The organism is Metapseudomonas resinovorans DSM 21078, assembly GCF_000423545.1.
In the GTDB taxonomy this organism is placed as follows: Bacteria; Pseudomonadota; Gammaproteobacteria; order Pseudomonadales; family Pseudomonadaceae; genus Metapseudomonas; species Metapseudomonas resinovorans.
Map to the genome: position 1 here is coordinate 1 of NZ_AUIE01000036.1, position 16,222 is coordinate 16,222.

At 53.9% G+C, this 16,222-nt stretch carries 14 protein-coding genes; 6 read left to right on the forward strand and 8 right to left on the reverse strand.

The features are described 5' to 3' along the window. Positions 1–15: 15 nt before the first annotated feature. From tnpC to G559_RS0120895, 4 genes are all read right to left on the reverse strand, one after another. On the reverse strand, positions 16–1,527 hold the full coding sequence (gene tnpC / locus G559_RS0120880) for an IS66 family transposase (protein ID WP_028629614.1): 1,512 nt from the start codon (positions 1,525–1,527) through the stop codon (positions 16–18). Between the two features lie 63 nt (positions 1,528–1,590). Continuing rightward, a complete protein-coding gene (gene tnpB, locus G559_RS0120885) occupies positions 1,591–1,926 on the reverse strand; it encodes an IS66 family insertion sequence element accessory protein TnpB (protein ID WP_028629613.1) in 336 nt (111 codons plus the stop codon). Further along, positions 1,923–2,258 carry an IS66-like element accessory protein TnpA gene (gene tnpA / locus G559_RS0120890; RefSeq protein WP_028629612.1) on the reverse strand — a complete coding sequence of 112 codons (336 nt, stop codon included), beginning with the start codon at positions 2,256–2,258 and terminating at the stop codon, positions 1,923–1,925. The genes tnpB and tnpA overlap by 4 nt, the downstream gene beginning before the upstream one ends. Positions 2,259–2,631: 373 nt before the next feature. Then, complete coding sequence (locus G559_RS0120895) at positions 2,632–4,599, reverse strand: AAA family ATPase (RefSeq protein ID WP_028630115.1); 1,968 nt, start codon at positions 4,597–4,599, stop codon at positions 2,632–2,634. A 325-nt stretch (positions 4,600–4,924) separates the two neighbouring features. On the opposite strand from G559_RS0120895, the gene G559_RS29155 reads away from it, so the two are divergent. Further along, positions 4,925–5,236: a hypothetical protein gene (locus G559_RS29155; protein ID WP_036997650.1), complete on the forward strand. Its 312-nt coding sequence runs from the start codon at positions 4,925–4,927 to the stop codon at positions 5,234–5,236. Positions 5,237–5,404: 168 nt separating this feature from the next. On the opposite strand, the gene G559_RS0120910 is transcribed toward G559_RS29155, so the two are convergent. The 3 genes from G559_RS0120910 to G559_RS0120920 all read right to left on the reverse strand — a co-directional run bounded on the left by G559_RS0120910 (position 5,405) and on the right by G559_RS0120920 (position 7,665). Beyond that, entirely contained in the window at positions 5,405–6,262 is an 858-nt protein-coding gene (locus G559_RS0120910; protein ID WP_081668125.1) for an inositol monophosphatase family protein, read from the reverse strand. 81 nt (positions 6,263–6,343) lie between these two features. Then, positions 6,344–6,550: an antitoxin Xre/MbcA/ParS toxin-binding domain-containing protein gene (locus G559_RS0120915; protein ID WP_028630117.1), complete on the reverse strand. Its 207-nt coding sequence runs from the start codon at positions 6,548–6,550 to the stop codon at positions 6,344–6,346. Positions 6,551–6,753: 203 nt separating this feature from the next. Beyond that, positions 6,754–7,665, reverse strand: a complete 912-nt coding sequence (locus G559_RS0120920; RefSeq protein WP_028630118.1) for a site-specific integrase — start codon at positions 7,663–7,665, stop codon at positions 6,754–6,756. Between the two features lie 177 nt (positions 7,666–7,842). On the opposite strand from G559_RS0120920, the gene G559_RS30030 reads away from it, so the two are divergent. After that, complete coding sequence (locus tag G559_RS30030; protein ID WP_036997652.1) at positions 7,843–8,838, forward strand: DNA-binding protein; 996 nt, start codon at positions 7,843–7,845, stop codon at positions 8,836–8,838. Here G559_RS30030 and G559_RS30485 read toward each other — a convergent pair. After that, complete coding sequence (locus G559_RS30485; RefSeq protein ID WP_155945746.1) at positions 8,835–9,629, reverse strand: hypothetical protein; 795 nt, start codon at positions 9,627–9,629, stop codon at positions 8,835–8,837. The genes G559_RS30030 and G559_RS30485 overlap by 4 nt on opposite strands. A 610-nt stretch (positions 9,630–10,239) precedes the next feature. Between G559_RS30485 and G559_RS30490 the strand changes: the two genes are divergently transcribed. From G559_RS30490 to G559_RS30045, 4 genes are read left to right on the forward strand one after another with little or no spacing between them, the layout of a single operon-like run. Continuing rightward, a complete protein-coding gene (locus G559_RS30490) occupies positions 10,240–10,746 on the forward strand; it encodes a hypothetical protein (RefSeq protein ID WP_155945747.1) in 507 nt (168 codons plus the stop codon). Then, positions 10,736–12,652 (forward strand): DDE-type integrase/transposase/recombinase, encoded by a 1,917-nt coding sequence (locus G559_RS30035; protein WP_081668127.1) that lies wholly within the window; start codon positions 10,736–10,738, stop codon positions 12,650–12,652. Before G559_RS30490 ends, G559_RS30035 begins: the two co-directional genes overlap by 11 nt. Beyond that, on the forward strand, positions 12,649–13,584 hold the full coding sequence (locus tag G559_RS30040; protein ID WP_081668128.1) for a TniB family NTP-binding protein: 936 nt from the start codon (positions 12,649–12,651) through the stop codon (positions 13,582–13,584). The genes G559_RS30035 and G559_RS30040 overlap by 4 nt, the downstream gene beginning before the upstream one ends. Continuing rightward, positions 13,581–15,887: a TniQ family protein gene (locus tag G559_RS30045; protein ID WP_162144827.1), complete on the forward strand. Its 2,307-nt coding sequence runs from the start codon at positions 13,581–13,583 to the stop codon at positions 15,885–15,887. Before G559_RS30040 ends, G559_RS30045 begins: the two co-directional genes overlap by 4 nt. Positions 15,888–16,222: the final 335 nt, after the last annotated feature.

Genomic DNA, 16,222 nt, shown 5'->3' on the forward strand with positions numbered 1-16,222 from the left:
GTAAGCGAACGGGCATCACACCTTGCCGGCGGGTACCCAGTTATGCGGCAGCAGCTCGGTCAGGGCGCTGGCCTTCTGCGTCGGCAGGCGCATGAGCACGTCCTTCAGGTAGGCGTACGGATCGTGTCCGTTCAGGCGGGCTGACTGGATCAGCGTCATCAAGGCTGCGCCACGCTGGCCACTGCGTAGCGAGCCGGCAAACAGCCAGTTGGAGCGCCCCAAGGCCCAGGGGCGGATCTGGTTCTCGATCCAGTTGTTGTCAATGGGCAGGTTGCCGTCATCCAGGTAGCGCACCAACGCCGCCCAGCGCTTGAGGCTGTAGTCGAGTGCCTTGGCGATCGCGCTGCCTTCCGGCACCTTCTGCCGCTGCCCAAGCATCCAGCTATGCAGGCCATCGATGATCGGCCTAGCTTTGTCCTGGCGCAGTTGCCGACGCTGTTCGGCGAGCAGCTCTCGCCCCTCGCGCTCCACCTCGTACAGTTGGCCGATGTACTGGAGGGCCTGCTCAGCCAGTTGGCTCTGGTTGGCGGCATGCAGGTCGAAGAACTTGCGCCGGGCATGGGCCATGCAGCCGATCTCGGTCACGCCTTGCTCGAAGCTGGCCTTGTAGCCGGCGAAGTCGTCGCAGACCAGTTTGCCTTGCCAGTCTCCCAGGAAGCTGCGCGCGTGCTCGCCGGCCCGGCTCGGCCTGAAGTCGTAGACCACGGCCTTGAGGTCGGCAAAGGGGCTGGGTGCATAGGCCCAGACGTAAGCCCGCTGGGTCTTCTTCGTACCCGGGGCGAGCATCTGCACTGGGGTTTCGTCGGCGAGGATGACGTCCTGCTGAAGCAGGCAGTCGCGCAGCGCATCGACCAGGGGTTGCAGCTGGACGCCGCAAGCGCCGACCCATTGCGCCAGCGTGGAGCGCGCGATGGCCAGGCCGGCGCGGGCGAATATCTTTTCCTGGCGGTATAGCGGCAGGTGATCGGCGAACTTGGCCACCATGACCTGAGCCAGTAGCCCGGCAGTCGGGATGCCCTTGTCGATCACCTGCGCAGGCACTGGGGCCTGAATCAGCGTTTCACACTTGGCGCAGACCCACTTGCCACGGATATGCCGCTCAACGGTGAAGATGCCCGGGGTGTAGTCGAGCTTCTCGCTGACGTCTTCGCCGATGCGCTTGAGTTGACAGCCGCAGGCACACTGGGTGCTGTCCGGCTCGTGAAGTATCAGCGTGCGCGGCAGTTCGGCCGGCAGCGGCGCTCGCTTGGGCTGCTGCCGTAGCTCGCGCTTGGCGGGCTCTGGTCGGGCCGCCTCAAGCTCTGCCTCGATGGCGGCGATGTCGGCATCGATCATCTCGTCCAGCAAGTTGAGCTGGTCGACATTGAGCTGCTCGCTGCGGCGGGCGAAGCGGTGGCGCCGCAGCACGGCGAGTTCGTGGTTCAACCGCTGGTTGAGCGTCTCCAGATGATCGACGCGCTGGCTCAACTGCGCGGCCAGTTGGCGCAGTTGCTCAGGTGTCAGATGATCGAAAGCGGCAGGATTCATGCCGCCGAGTGTGAGGATTTCTGGCCCCCTCGGCGATAGGCCATTGGCCTAATTGCACCCCGGCTACAGGAGCCTGATCTCGGCATCAGGCCCAAGACGCTGCCAAGGCAGGCCGACCACCAGGGCCTGCAACTGCTCGGGACTGAGTTCCAACTGCTGTCCCTGCCAATTGCCCGACCAGACGAAGCGCCCCTTATTCAGCCTCCGAGCAGCCAGCCAGATGCCGAAGCCATCGTGCACCAGCACCTTCATCCGATTGGCGCGCTTGTTGGTGAACAGGTAGGCACAGTGCGGCTGCGCCGCACCGAATACCTGAACCACCCGGGCCAACGCTGTTTCGGTGCCGGCGCGCATGTCCAGCGGCTCGGTGGCGAGCCAGATGCGCTCAATGCGGATCACTTCAGCAGCTCGCGCAGGAAGCGGGCGCAGCCTTCAGGGTCGTTGCCCGGCCACTGCACCGACAGTTTGCCGGCCCGATGGGGAATGGCGATCTGGATGGCCATGTCGGCCGCACTCGGGGTAGCCGGCAGGCTCGGGGCGAGAGGAATCGGAATAAAACTGGAGGGTGCAGCGGGCAGATGTGCCTGCTGACGGCGAATCCACTTGTGCACGAGATTGGCGTTGAGGCCATGGCTCAAGGCCACGCCGGCAACCGAGGCACCGGGCTGGGTGCACTCATCGACGACCTGGGCCTTGAAGGATTTGGGATAGGAGCGGCGTTGGCCTGGCACGGGAGATCCTCCGCAAGGGGCTGAAATGGTGTCCACCAAAAACAGGTGGACACCATGCCGCTAGCTGGAAGAACCGGGGAGGTGTGTTGGCCAGACGCTTACAGCCAAACGACGAGCTTCGGCTTCGAAATGTGCAATCGAGAATGGCTTGGAGTGACGACCTTTGGCTTTCATCGACGATCACCAGAGTGAGGATCGCAAGGAGCATTCAGTCATGGCGATTAGAGTACCCAACCGGAGTCATGGCGAACAAATCCTCACACGAGGTCCTAGAGCTCAGTTTTTCCTCACCGGCCCCAGAAGATCCTAATTTTTGGCCTACACGCCAAGTTTTTCCTCAGCGCCCGACAATCCAGCCATCAGGCCCCAGAAGCTAGAAGTGATACTTGTCGAGTCGGCGCTTAAAGGCTTCCGCCGACCCCTCCATGATATCCAGCACCGCCGTAGCCGTATCAGTTCGATCCAACCCACCTGCCGCAAGCTTCGTGCCTCGTCCTTGGGCCACCTCCAAGGCATACACCAGGTCGGTATCGGCATTCACGGGAAGGTTGGCATTGTGCGTGGCCAGGATCAGCTGACGCTGATTCTTTACCTTGCGCAGCAAGGGAACCAACTCGCGATAGATAAAGTTGGAATCCAGTTCATCTTCCGGCTGGTCGATAACGATCGGCCCCTCGCCTTTGGCCAGCAGCAAGTTCAGCACCGCGGTGTTGCGCTGCCCTTCCGACAATGCCTGACTCTGAACGCCACCTACCAGCGTCCCGTCGGCTCGATACAACTCGATATCGACGCGCTCCTCGACCCGGGTCAGCCGGGCGACTCGCCATGCGTCCTGCTGGTCCTTGAAGTAGCCCTTCAGCTCGTCCTTGTACTCCAGCAGGGTTCGTGGCAATTCGCGCCGCTCAGCAACAACTTCGCGGATGTGCAGCCAAGGCGAGTCCGCCTCCGGCTGGACCAGCAGCTGGTACTGCAAGAAGCTCTCAAATAGCTCCTTGCCAATATGCTCCCACGCCCTGCCCAAGCGGCTGCGACCATCGGGGGCCATCTGGTCCCAAGCCTGAAGGAAGCCCGCGGCATCTGCCAGCTGACGGAGATAGACCTCGAGGTCGTGCGCCTCGCCTTGCAGTAGGGCGTGCCCCTCTTGGGGCTTCAGTGAGATGACATCCACCTGACCTGGCAGGCTCTCCCACCCCACCTGGATCTCCGCGTCATCGGTGTAGGTCGCTTTGACCCGCTCGAACTTCGCCCGCGTCGAGGCGGAGAAGGCATCCCCTTGATCACGGCCGAATGCAAACCGAAGTAACTCCAGTGCCGTGGACTTGCCCGTCCCCCGCCCGCCGATCAAGGTGTTGAGATTCGGTGAAAAGTGGACTTCCTGATCGGCGAGGAACTTGAGTCCCCGGCATTTCAGGAAGACGATCCGCGGGTGGGTCTGCTCGTCAGACGGACGTGCGACCTGTAAACGAAGCCGCGATTGGCCATCCAGGAACGCCTGCCTCAACGAAATTATCGAAGGCTTCGACGACTTGACCCAGGTGTGGCGATAGCCCAGCGCATTCGGCAGGGGGCGACCTTCGGTGTCTGTTTGCAGGGACTTTGCATCCGACGACTGCACATAGGCGGGTTGTCGTCCGACGCGTGACCACTCGTTGTTGCGCCCCTCCAGGATGGCGCGGTATTTCTCCGACATCGGAAAGCCCGTCAGCTCCAGGGCCAACAGACCCGGAAGCTTATAGTCGTCGATGTTCCGCGGGGCGGACAGCAAGCCATCCTGCTGGTCGGCGTGCGCCGCGATGACGATGCCCTCATGCTCATTTTGCACCGTGTCCAGCAGGGTGTTCAGGCTGATCGACTCATTACCACGACGCAGTGCAGTGGGCATCCCACCACGAAAACGCTGGTTCTCCGCCAGGCCCAGCTTGATCAGGATCATGTTGACGCGCCGCAGGTGACTCACTTTGGTAGCAGGCTTGAACAGGCAGAGGGCGTGGTAGCCGATGTCCACCTCAAAGCCCGGCAGGATGAAAAGCGGCGGACGTCCAAGCTCTCGGGCGACGGTCTTGTTCTGCTCGACGAGGTGGGTGAGGAACCAGTCGCGCGGTTCTGTTTTCTCGGAAAAATTGTGGTCCGTGATGCCGATGACTTCGAGTTCCAACTCATGGCACCGACGCAGAAAGCGCTTGGCCTTGCTCTGGATATCCTCCTCATTCGGCACGCCATCGCGAAGTGGCCGCCGGGGGCTCAGCAGACGTAAATCGTCATCGGCCCAGTGCCGGTTATCTTCGGGCGTCTGAACCTGAAAATCCATTTTGAACCAACGCATGCCGTGGTATTCGCTCACCCTCGCCTCCATTAACGTCGCACGCCCTAACAGTGCCGACCAGCCGCCCCATGGTGGCATGCCGCTCACATGGCACGATGCCTCATGGCGCCAGGGCACAACCTGATATCACTGCAATATTGGAATGACTCTACCCTGCCCGAATGTCGCCCGGGTAGTGCATGCGGCGCTGCGGGGCAATTTCCTCGTTGCGGTAGCCGCGAGGTGGGAAAGCGGATCGCGATCAACCCTGGTGAGGGTTGCAGGGCCACGAAACCGAGTCGCAGTAGGGGTATCCTGTGCCAAAGATGTAGAGGCGCGCCTGCCCTCTTTCGGGAGGTTCTCGATGAAAATCACCGCGACGCAACCCGTTGAATCGGTCACGGATGTCCTATGTGACGTTTGTGGCAAAAGCACACGCATTGAAGGGTATGGACTGCAATATGGAACGCTTCGCGCCAATTGGGGCTATGGTGCGGCCCATGATGGCGAGCGTTATGAGGTCCATCTGTGCGAATCCTGTTTTTTCGGAACGCTTTTAGGCCTCAGACGTGAGCGCATGGTGAACTTCATGTTCAGCGATGAAGACCCAGACCTCAGCAATTTTGGGCGCGTCGCTCGCGATGATGATTTCAATGACGGCGGCGACTCGGCCTGACAAAAGCGGTTGCCCCGCGGCACATTTCGTCCGCGAACCTCCAGCTGTCAGCACGATAGTTCGGCCTGCTCCTCGCCGCTTCGTGGACGTCAGAGTGTGGACCTGAATTCCCTCACATTGGCACGATAGGAATGGCAGCTAGTGCCCAGTTGGAAGCTCGCCTTAAAACTATGCTCCGTCTACCAGAACGACCTGCCACGGGCGCGCCAACAGCTCCCGACAGGTACTCTCCGCACCGCCGAAGCAAAACCTGACAGGTTGATTAAAAGCCGCTGGCGTCGCGTAACCTAGTGCTTGTCCCTGTTCGTTCCAGAGGCCACCAGCACCCGCCCGCAGTAGCGCGTGGCCTGCCACCACATCGTGGGTCGACACCGCGTACAAGGACACTGCAGCGACCCCGTCCCCCGCAGCCACCCGGGCGAACCGATAGGCAATGCTGGGCATGGGGTAGAAGGTGGCGGGCGCACAGAGCTCGGCGTTCTGGGTCGGTCGGGTACGCGCCGCGAGGCTGACGAAGACTTGCGCACCTTCCGCCAGTCCGCCTGCCGCGACGTTCGGCGCAACCAGCGCGCCATTACGCAGCAAGTGCGGCATCCCCTCGGCCCAGGCAATGCAATCGGCGCCGTGCGCCGTCAGCGGGGCATAAACGACGCCCAGTACCGGCACACACTCTCGTAGCAAGCCGACCGAAATCGCCGAGCCCAGGTGGCCTTGCAGGAAGTCGCGGGTACCATCGTTGGGATCCACAACCCAGCAGTAGCGATGGCCCGTCAGCCGCACACCGGTTTCCTCACCGACAAAGTCGCAGAGGAGCAGCTTCGTCAGTCCCTGGCGCAGCATGACCTCGACCTCGCCATCAATTTCGGCCTTGTCCCCGGCGCCTCTCGGCCCACCAGGTCGCACCACCTCAGCAGCGATCAGGTGGCCAGCTTCCAGCACCAAGGCGATCACCGCATCAAGCAGCGCGCGATCTACGCCCTGGCGAGCTAACGCCCCCGGTGACAACGGGACAGGTTGTTCACGCATGCCGGAACCCTCGAAGTGGGCGAGCGAAGGGGCTGGCTGGCAGTCACGCCAGGCCGTTAACGGCGGCCCCAAAACTCAGGGTCAGTGATAGACCCCATACTCGATGCGCCCGAGAAAAGTCTCGAGTACTTCCAGGTCCTCTGCGCTGGAGAGCATGTCGATCGGACGACGCCGCTCGAGCCCCAAGGCCCGAGCCTCCATCCAGCGCTCGGCGGCCTCCCGACTGCCGAAAACTTGGGTGGCGCGCGCCAGTACTTTGGCATACTGCACAGCAAAATTCTCAGTCATGGTGGTCGCTCCTCTCCGGGTCATGCAGACGCCCGGTCCCAGTTAGCCAAGCCTAAGCTCCCTGCCCTCTTACGCCGAGATACGCTGGTGAGGCTTCAATCAGATCACCTGCCCTCGTGTCGGCAGGCTCGCTCACCGCGCGATCCCCACCTGCCCCCTGCGCCCGACAGGCAAATCGGACCCAACAACCGACAGCAGGCTATTCACTCCGAGCGGCGCAGCTCGCCAAACGGCATCTCCGGCTCAACATAGCGCAAAGCGGCCTTGGCATCGCGCCAGCCGACGTAACTCATCAGCGCCTTGGCGCTCCACTGGTTGCGACTGGCCCAGGTCGCAAAGCCGCGGCGCAATGAGTGGCTGCTGTAGCGTTCGCCCTCCAAGCCACTGCGTACCATCGCCCGTCGGAGGATGCGCGAGATGCTGTACGCGTGCAGTCCGTCTTCCGCCAGGTTGCCCCAACGGTCCACCGCACGAAACAGCGGGCCCTGGCGCAAACCCGAAACCGCGATCCAGTCGAGATAGGCCGCCACCGGACACAGGCGTTTCAACGCCGGTACCGTGAACGACCGCCCGGCGTTGTCGCGGTCGCTCTTGCTGCTGGGCAAGAACAACTCCATCCCTTCCCCTGGCCGCGCCTCGACAAACTCCACACGCAGCCGGCACAGGTCATCGCTGCGAAACGCCCGCCAGAACCCCAGCAGGATCAAGGCGCGATCCCGGCGGCAGCTCAACAGGGCGTGGCGGTCGACCTGTTCCTGCGCCGTCAGCCAGTCGATGCAGCGGGTCAATTCGCTCAACTGCAGCGGCTCCGCCTGCCGCTCAAGCCTCGGGTGCAGGGCCTGGATGCCGCGGAGCACCTCTCTTACGTGCGGCGCCTTGGTCGGATCGGGAAAGCCCTGGCTCAGGTGCCACTTGGCCAGGGCAGCGAGATTCGCCCGCAGGGTCGAGCTGGCCAGGGTCTCCGCGTAATCCGCGAGGTAGCGGGCAATCGCCTCACTGGTCGCGGGCAGGAAGCCGCCCCAGGTTTCCTCAAAATGCGCGAGCGCCTGCTGATAGCGACGCTGGGTGCTTTCGCGCCGCGCGGCCTGCAGGTAGCGCTCCACCTTCTCCGTCACCGTCTCGCCCTCCCGCGTACTGGAAAAACTATCCTTTCTCCCCTCAACCACCGCTGAGGTTTGAGAATGCCCGCTTCTCAAACGCCAGTTCGTCTGGATCAGTCGCCCCAATTTAGGTACCGGTACAGCTGTACTTCCATACTCCATGACACACCACGAAATCGTCGGAGTGACAACATGGCGCGCAGCGGCATTAACAAAGCGCAAGTGCAAAAAGCCCGCGAGGCACTCCTAGCACGCGGAGTGCGTCCCAGCATCGACGCCGTGCGCATTGAACTAGGCAATACGGGGTCGAAAAGCACCATTCAACGCTACCTCAAAGAACTTGATACACCTGTGCCCGAAGGACCGGGCTTGAATGAAGAGATCACCAACTTCATCTCTGGCCTCGCAGACCGGCTACAGCAGCAGGCGGTAGCCTCCGTCGCGATTGAGCGTGAGGCGGTTGCTCGCCAACAGCAGGAATACCGCAGCCATCGTCAATTCAGCACGGACCGGATTGAGCAGCTGCGCTCGGAAAACGACAAGTTAAAAGCGCAACTAGATAGCCTGAACAACGAGTGTGGTGGCTTGCGCAGTCAGCTTCACCGCAATGAACTTGAGCGCACTCGGCTGGTAGAAACCCAAACGGGTCTGCAGCAGCTGCTCGATGAACGCGCCGCGCAATTGCGCTCGCTGGAGGACAAGCATCAACATGCCCGAGACGCGCTTGCCCATTTCCGGGATTCCAGCCAAATGCAGCGCGAGCAAGATTCCCACCGCCATGACGGTCAGATACAACACCTACAAAGTGAACTCAGGACACTCCAACACACTCTTTCCAGTCGGCTAGAAGAGGTCGCTACCCTAAATCGGGACAACGAACGCCTATTGGCCGCCGCCGGTGAAAACATCAAGCAACAACGGCGTCTGGAGCAGGAAATGCAAAAGCAGCGCACAACCCTACAGACCTTGCGGCAAGAGGTGGTCAACCGACAAACCGAACGAGCTGCCTTAGAAGAGCGCCTACAGCAAAAGCAAGCCGAAGCGCTCCTGTTGCAGCAACATGCTGAACAGCAACGCGTGCAACTGCTCCAGTTGCAAAAACACATTCTGGAGCATTCAATTCCTGCTGATGCCCTGAAGCCGGAACTTGAATCAAATCCGACTAGTAGCAATAGCTCAAAGCCCTAAGGCTGGAATGACTTGCAATCATGCTTTAGCCGCCAGCGGGCCGAATTAACTTCGTTCTGCCACGCTTCCACCCCTTCCACATGCCGGTAAATCCGCGCGGCTATCCAGCCGGGTTTCCTGCCCAGCAACAGTTTGGGTAGTCCTGCAAAGTCGTCAGGTTTCTTAATCAGCATTGCTAAAAACACTGAAAGATCCAGACCCCAATCATTGAACCAACCACTATCGATTAGATCAGCAATTAGTTTCCGGTACTTTTCCACACCATATTGGAAGCCCTCAGCCTCTAGCGGCCACTCTCCACAAAAAGAAATACTGTGAATATAACGGCACCACCTTAAATCATCGATCAAATCGTAAAGCTCAGCGGAGACATGCGATAGAGGAGATACAGCACAGAGCACCTGGAGAAATTTCGGCAACAAATTTCCGGCGACACTTCGACCTATTGCATACCAATCCGACTGAGTTCTAACCAGCAGAAATAAAACAGGTAGATACTTTAAAGATATACAATCAGATAGCTGATCAATACTTTTCACTTTCTCAAGATCAAGATTTAGCTCTTTACCTAGCTCAAGACATAGTCCGCCCCAGCTTTCCTCAGGCCGAGGTTGACGGCACAATGCCGGCCAAAGAGTGCTCTCCAGTTCCTCACGAAGGATTGGGAAGTCTGAAGTCACCACCTTCAGCACATCAGAGGATAGGACTTTTCCGTTTAAGCAATCTCTCCATTTTTGGTCGTCTTGTTCATGCACTTGCTGATTTTTGCGTCCCTCGTACCAGCGAGCCATAGCCGGCCCCGTATGGGCAACCTGAGCCTGATCCGCCAAGGTATGGAAGAGGAGCCTACCCAGAGTGCACCGGACTGGGGCGTCGAGACTCCGAAACGAGTAGTAAGGCTCGGTGTACATGGTATGGAACCCCCGTCGCCTGAAATGTATGCCCTGTGTAAGGGTTTAGTACCCTTTACGTACATGGCGAATCCTCCGACGCATGCGCAAACTTTTTTCTCGGAGATAGAGCGGTTCGGATCTGTACGCCAAGGGCTGGCGGACTCGGCTTCGGAGCAGGATCCTAGTAACGAGCCGTGGGATTCGCTGCTCGCGAGATCTCTCCAGCAAACCACGTATGCTGGAAAGTCTCGGTTACCTGAGATGCTTGCTCATCCAACACCGAGACGATAGGGACAAGTTCCAGCGGGCTCAGTAGTTAGACCCGAGACTTGACTGGGGAGGGCGTACTCCGGTGATTTCTATACCAGCGGAACTGAGGAACTCTCTCAATCTGTTGCCAGGCCCAAAATTGCGGGGTGGCAGATATGGCAAGCACGTATCAATGTTCCCTTCGCGCAAGAACAACCGGACCGTCGCTTGTGAAACACTCCTCGAAGCAGGATTCTGCTTGGAACTTGAACGACTGTCTGAAATAACAGCCTACCAGTCGCAACCCTTTACTCTAGTACTCAAACACACTGGGCAACGCTATACCCCTGATTTTGCAGCTGAGCTACGCAAGGGATGCGTGGTGATCTACGAAATCAAAACAGATCTGGCACTGACCGATCCCCCAACACGTGACCGATTGCTCAACCTCCAAGCTCTGTTCGCCTTATGCGGCTATCCATTGGAAATAATTTGCGAAAGTCGTTTCTGGCACCCCATAAGAACTCAAAACCTTTACTTTCTTTATCAACAAAGCTTTGGCGCCGATAAACTATCGGCCTCCTTGGTTCCTTCACTACTCAGAGAATCACCACGCCGCACAATGACGGTCCAAGAACTCCTTGATAGGCAAGTTACAGCGGCCGGTATTGCTTATGCGGTGTTCTTCGGACTTGCCTTAGCTGATCTTCATCGTCCTTTTGGGAGTCGGACACAGATCCTATTTAGAGGCAATCATGGACTGTGAAAATAGAGAAAATCTAGAACTAAACATTGGTGAGCACTATCAATACCGCACGCAATTGTACGAAGTCATCGCAATCACGGGCCAGCGAATACAACTAAGGAGCGTGCATCAACGTAAAAACATCTGTTTCCAAAGTTATGAAACACTCTCCTACGCGCATCGACTAGGTCTATTTAACAAGATACAAGAGGCGCCCTTACTTGCAGAAGCAAACAAGATCATAGCAGGTCTATCAGCAAAGGCCCGCGAACGCCTGAACAAACGACTCGCATACGTACGTGGAGTTTTAGATAAATTTAAAGGATATTTACCAAAAGAAGAGACCGAAAAACTCGTAATTGAAATCGGAGCTCAAATCGGCGATGCAACGCCCCCTCATTACACCAGCATATATCTTTGGACGAGAACCTATCTTCGCGCCAACGAAAATCCAATCTCGCTGCTATCCACGAGAATAGTTAGAAAAAAGTATAGAATACAACGCCAGCCAGAAGAAATACAGGAACTGGTCAACTACCACATTGAGCTTCTCTACCACTCAGATACTCCCGCCCCTATCAGCCATGTAATTGAAGCAATAACATATAGCGCTGAGGATCTAAATAGCAAGCGCGCAAACTCTTCTCAATTAGTCATACCCAGCAAATCAACACTACGTAGAACTATCGAAGAGTTAGACACATTCGAAACAGAGCTACACCAACTGGGCCGAAACAGTGCCATTAAAAATCAGCGCTGGAGCAAAAAATGTCGAAAGCTGCATCGACTGCTTCAACGCGCCGAATGCGATACGCATTACTTAGATGTCATTGTCGTTAATATTGACGGAGAAGTGCTGGGCCGACCTTATTTAACAGTGGTTTTGGATGTCTATTCGCGACGAGTAATAGGATGGGATATTTCTCTCAACCCACCTAGCATTGAGAAGACGATACGTGCAATCAAAATGTCGCTTTCTAGCGAACATGAACGTAACGGACTGGCAACACATTACATCGTAGACAATGGTTCAGAGTTCGTCGCCAAAAAGCTAAGTGATTGTCTGGCTCTGCTTGGCGCCGAAATCACATTTTGCGAACCAGGAGAACCCAATCAAAAGCCTTTCGTTGAAAGATGGTTCAAGACTCTCACTGTCGGCCTGATTCATCACATCAAGGGAACCACTTTCTCAAACATCGTTGAGCGAGGCGACTACGACTCAGAAGGTGAAGCAATTTTTACCCTTGAGCAGATTCGAGAAAAATTCAAAGATTGGCTTGATACTGTTTACCACTGCGACTTCCACCGAGGCTTAAACACTTCGCCAGACATATACTGGGATGAACATGTAACCCCGGCTTTCCCCCCAAAAAGATATTCCCAGGAAGACCTTAGAAGAATCTTCCTCAGCATGGTATTTGCGACTCCGATAAATGGACGCATTGGCTTTGACAACTTGCAATGGACTGGCTCCGGCGTTGCCTATCTCAGCACTTTAAAACATAAAGAAGAAACTCTAATGCTTTACTACGACCCGAGCGAACTCGGTACCGCCTGGGTATGTCATCCATCAAGCCCCGACGACATATACAGCATATCAGCGGTCGATCCCTATCAGATCGGGTTAACTATGCATATGCACAACTTAGTTATGAGTGATTTGAAAGAACAGGAGAAGAAATTTGACTATAGTGTGGCTCGAAATAACCGCGTACGAATTAACATCGAATCAGCCAACGCAAAAGGGAAACGTGGCAGACGAAAACACGCTCAGTTGACGGAGGATGGCTCTCTCAATGCAGTTGAGCATATGAAAGCTAGGAAATCGTCCAAAGCCCCCAGGCCACGAGCCAAGCTCGATCCAGAGAAGCACCTCACAAAAAGCGTAGCGCCAAAAGTAGCCCAAGTCGTGGAAGTGAACTCATGACAAATGACGAGAAGGTAACAAAGTTCCAGACCAAGATAGTCTTTTTTCCGAGCTACCTACAAGCTTATACGATTCTCGAAAAAGCAGTGGAATGCACACGCTTACGGGGCGTCCCATCGTCTGCCATCCTATTTGGCCCATCAGGAAGTGGTAAATCAACACTATTAGAGATTTTTTGCAACGCTTTTTCTCAAGGAAAATTAGAAATAGGACATGATGGGCTTTATAGAACTATTCCAGCACTTCTTTGCGAGGTCCCAGCAAAAGCCACTATAAAACAATTTGCAAAGGAGATACTGCATGGACTGCAATGCTCAGATTACCGGGGAGATAGTACAGACTTGGAGTTTAGAATACTGGAGCTGCTTAAAACCCATAAAACCGAGTTCATTGCTATTGACGAATTTCACCAATTAGCCCAGCCAGACACCATCATCACAGCAGGCCACGTGACCTCTTGGTTACTTAGCTTACTTAACCGATCCAAAATACCAATAATAGTGACTGGCCTGGAAGGTTGCAAAGAAGTCATATATAGAACAAAACCACTTGCTAGGCGCTACCCCTTTATAGCCGAACTTAGACATCTCACTTTTGACGAAAGAAAAAGTTCAGAATATATGATGACACTGCAATACTTAGATCAAGAGCTATACGAAATAGGGGAATTAAAGAAAGGAATCCACTTAACCGACCCCAGCATCTCGACTCGACTTTTTATCGCAACGCAAGGAAATTTGGAGTTTATTAGGCTAATTCTATCTAACGCATTCCAAGCCTGTTTAAAACGTGGGGACCGCGAGTTAACAACGTCTGACTTTCTTGAGGTATGCTCTTTTTTAGAGCTGGATGATAGTCTTGTACAAGACCAGAATCCATTTGAGATTGGACTTAAGCAAAGCTATTCAATAATTAGTGGTGCATTGGAGTGAGTGTCCTTGCTTTCATTCCATTCCCACTACCAGAGGAAAGCCCCTCAAGCCTATTGAAACGTGCTGCGCACAGAAACGGGTATCGTTCCATAAATCAGTTTCTCGCATATCATTTCAACTATCCACAAACGCGAATCAATTTATTTCGCCGAGATTCTGATATCGCTAGGTACTTATGCGAGCAAGCTGGTGAGCACGCTGAAACTGTCAAAAATGGATTCTATCAATCATCTCATAAAGTTCTTACCAGACCAAACCTGGTCATCAATGGCATTGAAATCAAAAAGACCCTCCTCCGATACAACGAAGCAGCCATATGTAGTGAATGCATCAAAGAGGGCTGGGACAAATACATAAAAGACATTCGGTTGGCATTAAATTGTCCGTATCATTATCGTAGATATTTACTCTTCTGCCCCAGTTGCAAAAGAAAATTTACATGGAAAAATCAAACAACAATTGAATGCAAATGCAAAGCTAAACTCAACTCCCCCTCATGCACTGAAGGTGAAGTATGGGCAGAGGTTCAGTTACTACGACTTATGAGATCTCAATCGCAAGCGTCGATGGATTTACTCAGCGATTCGCTTTCTCACCTGGGGTTCAATTCCTCTAATGGCAATCCAAATACGAATAGAATAATATTCACCACCGCCATAGCAATTGTTTTTAATGATACGAATAAGATCATTAACGGCCTCATAAGCCTATCAACTCAGGAAACAACAGACATAAACCTAATTTTATCAAAACTTAGCCCACTGACACCAAAACATTTGATATCGACCGTGTCAAATAAATTACCCACTTACACGCGAGCTAAACATCCGGTCGCCCCCCTTCCTTTCTCTCTGAGCCGTACGCAGCTTCAAAACTACCTCATCATACCCAACAGTGAATGGAATAAAATCCGAAAACACCCGTTGTTTCCTAAGAAGGAATCACGGCTCTATTCCTTCTCACCACAAGATATCAATACAATCAAGACCATTCAAAAACTAATACGCGAAGAACCAAATAACCCGCCTTGCAGAAAAGTTCCAAAATCCCTCATAAATATGACGATTGCCTCGAACATCCTCAACGTTAGCACCGCCGTTCTTAGAGAATTGATTCACTCCAATCTTTTAGGTAAATATTACAAATACCCTAAAGGCCCAAAATTGCTTTCAGCGCAGCATGTGAGATCATTTAAAAAAGACTACATCTGCGTCCAAGCACTATCAAATAAAACAAAAAAATCCATCCAGTCAATTAAAAAAGCAATAGCCAAACTCTCCATAAAAGTAGTTCCTCTACGACCGAATTCAAAGTACACCGCGGTAATCTCAAACAGCGATGCAGACAGAATTACCCAAGAACTCAGTTCCCCCTCACCACTCACCGAATCAAAAACTCGCCATAAACGCTCAGCAAATCTCCCCTTTCTAAATCCCAACGAAAGATCTGAATACTACTGCCCAAAAGAAATCCGCAAACTAACCGGACTAGAGCTGTCAACTATAAGAGCAATGATTAGATCACGAATCTTAATATCAACTTTTAAATCAAAATTCGGAACATATCTTGTCCACAAGAATGAAGTTGAAAATTTCCACAAAGAATATATTACAATATCCGAACTCTCTAGAATCTTACAAACTCCACGAAATATGACTACCTCCATACTAATGTCACATGGAGTTTCCGCTCAACGCGCCGAAAAAACCACCCTCTTTTTAAGGAAAGATATTCCGCTTGAGTTAGTTAGCAGCACAAAAGTCAAACCCGCCAACTCCACCCACAGCCACATGGAACGCAATTCATTTAGTATCGCAGAAGTGTGCAGACTAACCGGAGCCACGAGGAGAAGCATCAACGACTTATTACAGAAAACAATACTTCCGCTCAGACCAACCCCCGATCAGGGCCAGATTGAAATCTCTTCGAGCGAACTTCAGGCAATTCAAAAACACATTAGGCAATCCATACTACTTTCAAGCATACTGGATCACTACCAAATCTCATCACAATCATTTAGTCGATTATTTTTCTTAGGAAACTATTTGGAGCGGCTCACCATTCATAAAGAAATCTACATTAGTCTCCGGGACCAACGCAGAGCAACAAATATTCTAGAAAGATTCTGCACATGTAAGCAGGCAGATATTCTGTTGAATGCACCTACGGGTTTCGCGAGAAACCTCTTAAAATGCGGAAAAATTCAACCCGCCAGGGTTCCCGCGGGAGTTCACTCCTCGCCGACACTGCTGAGTAGAGAACAGATATTAAAAATCGTTGAAGAAAAGAACGGGCCTACGTAACTGCTCGCTGTAACCGAACACAACCACCAATCAGCTGGCTTATTAGTCTACCTTTGTTAAAAACCTACCGCCTGATACCGAGCCAACTTAGGTTACCCATACAACCTGCGCTTCTGAAACTCCACACCCAGATCCCTCGATCTTGCCTTCGGCTTCTCCTGGTTCAATCCGAAATGACGAGATTTGTTTGGACTTCACTTTTATTGGAACTGAAATTCGCTTATATCTGAGAATTTTTGGCCTAACCTACTGATTCTTCTACAGCTGATTTCACCGAATTTTGAGAGCCTTCGGGTCACGTAATTTTTCAACAAACACTGAAACTTTTTCACTGA

Coding starts and splice junctions, on each gene's coding strand:
- tnpC (WP_028629614.1), bottom strand. CDS start 1,527: ATGAATCCTGCCGCTTTCGATCATCTGACACCTGAGCAACTGCGCCAA.
- G559_RS29155 (WP_036997650.1), top strand. CDS start 4,925: ATGAAAATCACCGCGACGCAACCCGTTGAATCGGTCACGGATGTCCTA.
- G559_RS0120910 (WP_081668125.1), bottom strand. CDS start 6,262: ATGCGTGAACAACCTGTCCCGTTGTCACCGGGGGCGTTAGCTCGCCAG.
- G559_RS0120915 (WP_028630117.1), bottom strand. CDS start 6,550: ATGACTGAGAATTTTGCTGTGCAGTATGCCAAAGTACTGGCGCGCGCC.
- G559_RS30030 (WP_036997652.1), top strand. CDS start 7,843: ATGGCGCGCAGCGGCATTAACAAAGCGCAAGTGCAAAAAGCCCGCGAG.
- G559_RS30485 (WP_155945746.1), bottom strand. CDS start 9,629: ATGGCTCGCTGGTACGAGGGACGCAAAAATCAGCAAGTGCATGAACAA.
- G559_RS30035 (WP_081668127.1), top strand. CDS start 10,736: ATGGACTGTGAAAATAGAGAAAATCTAGAACTAAACATTGGTGAGCAC.
- G559_RS30040 (WP_081668128.1), top strand. CDS start 12,649: ATGACAAATGACGAGAAGGTAACAAAGTTCCAGACCAAGATAGTCTTT.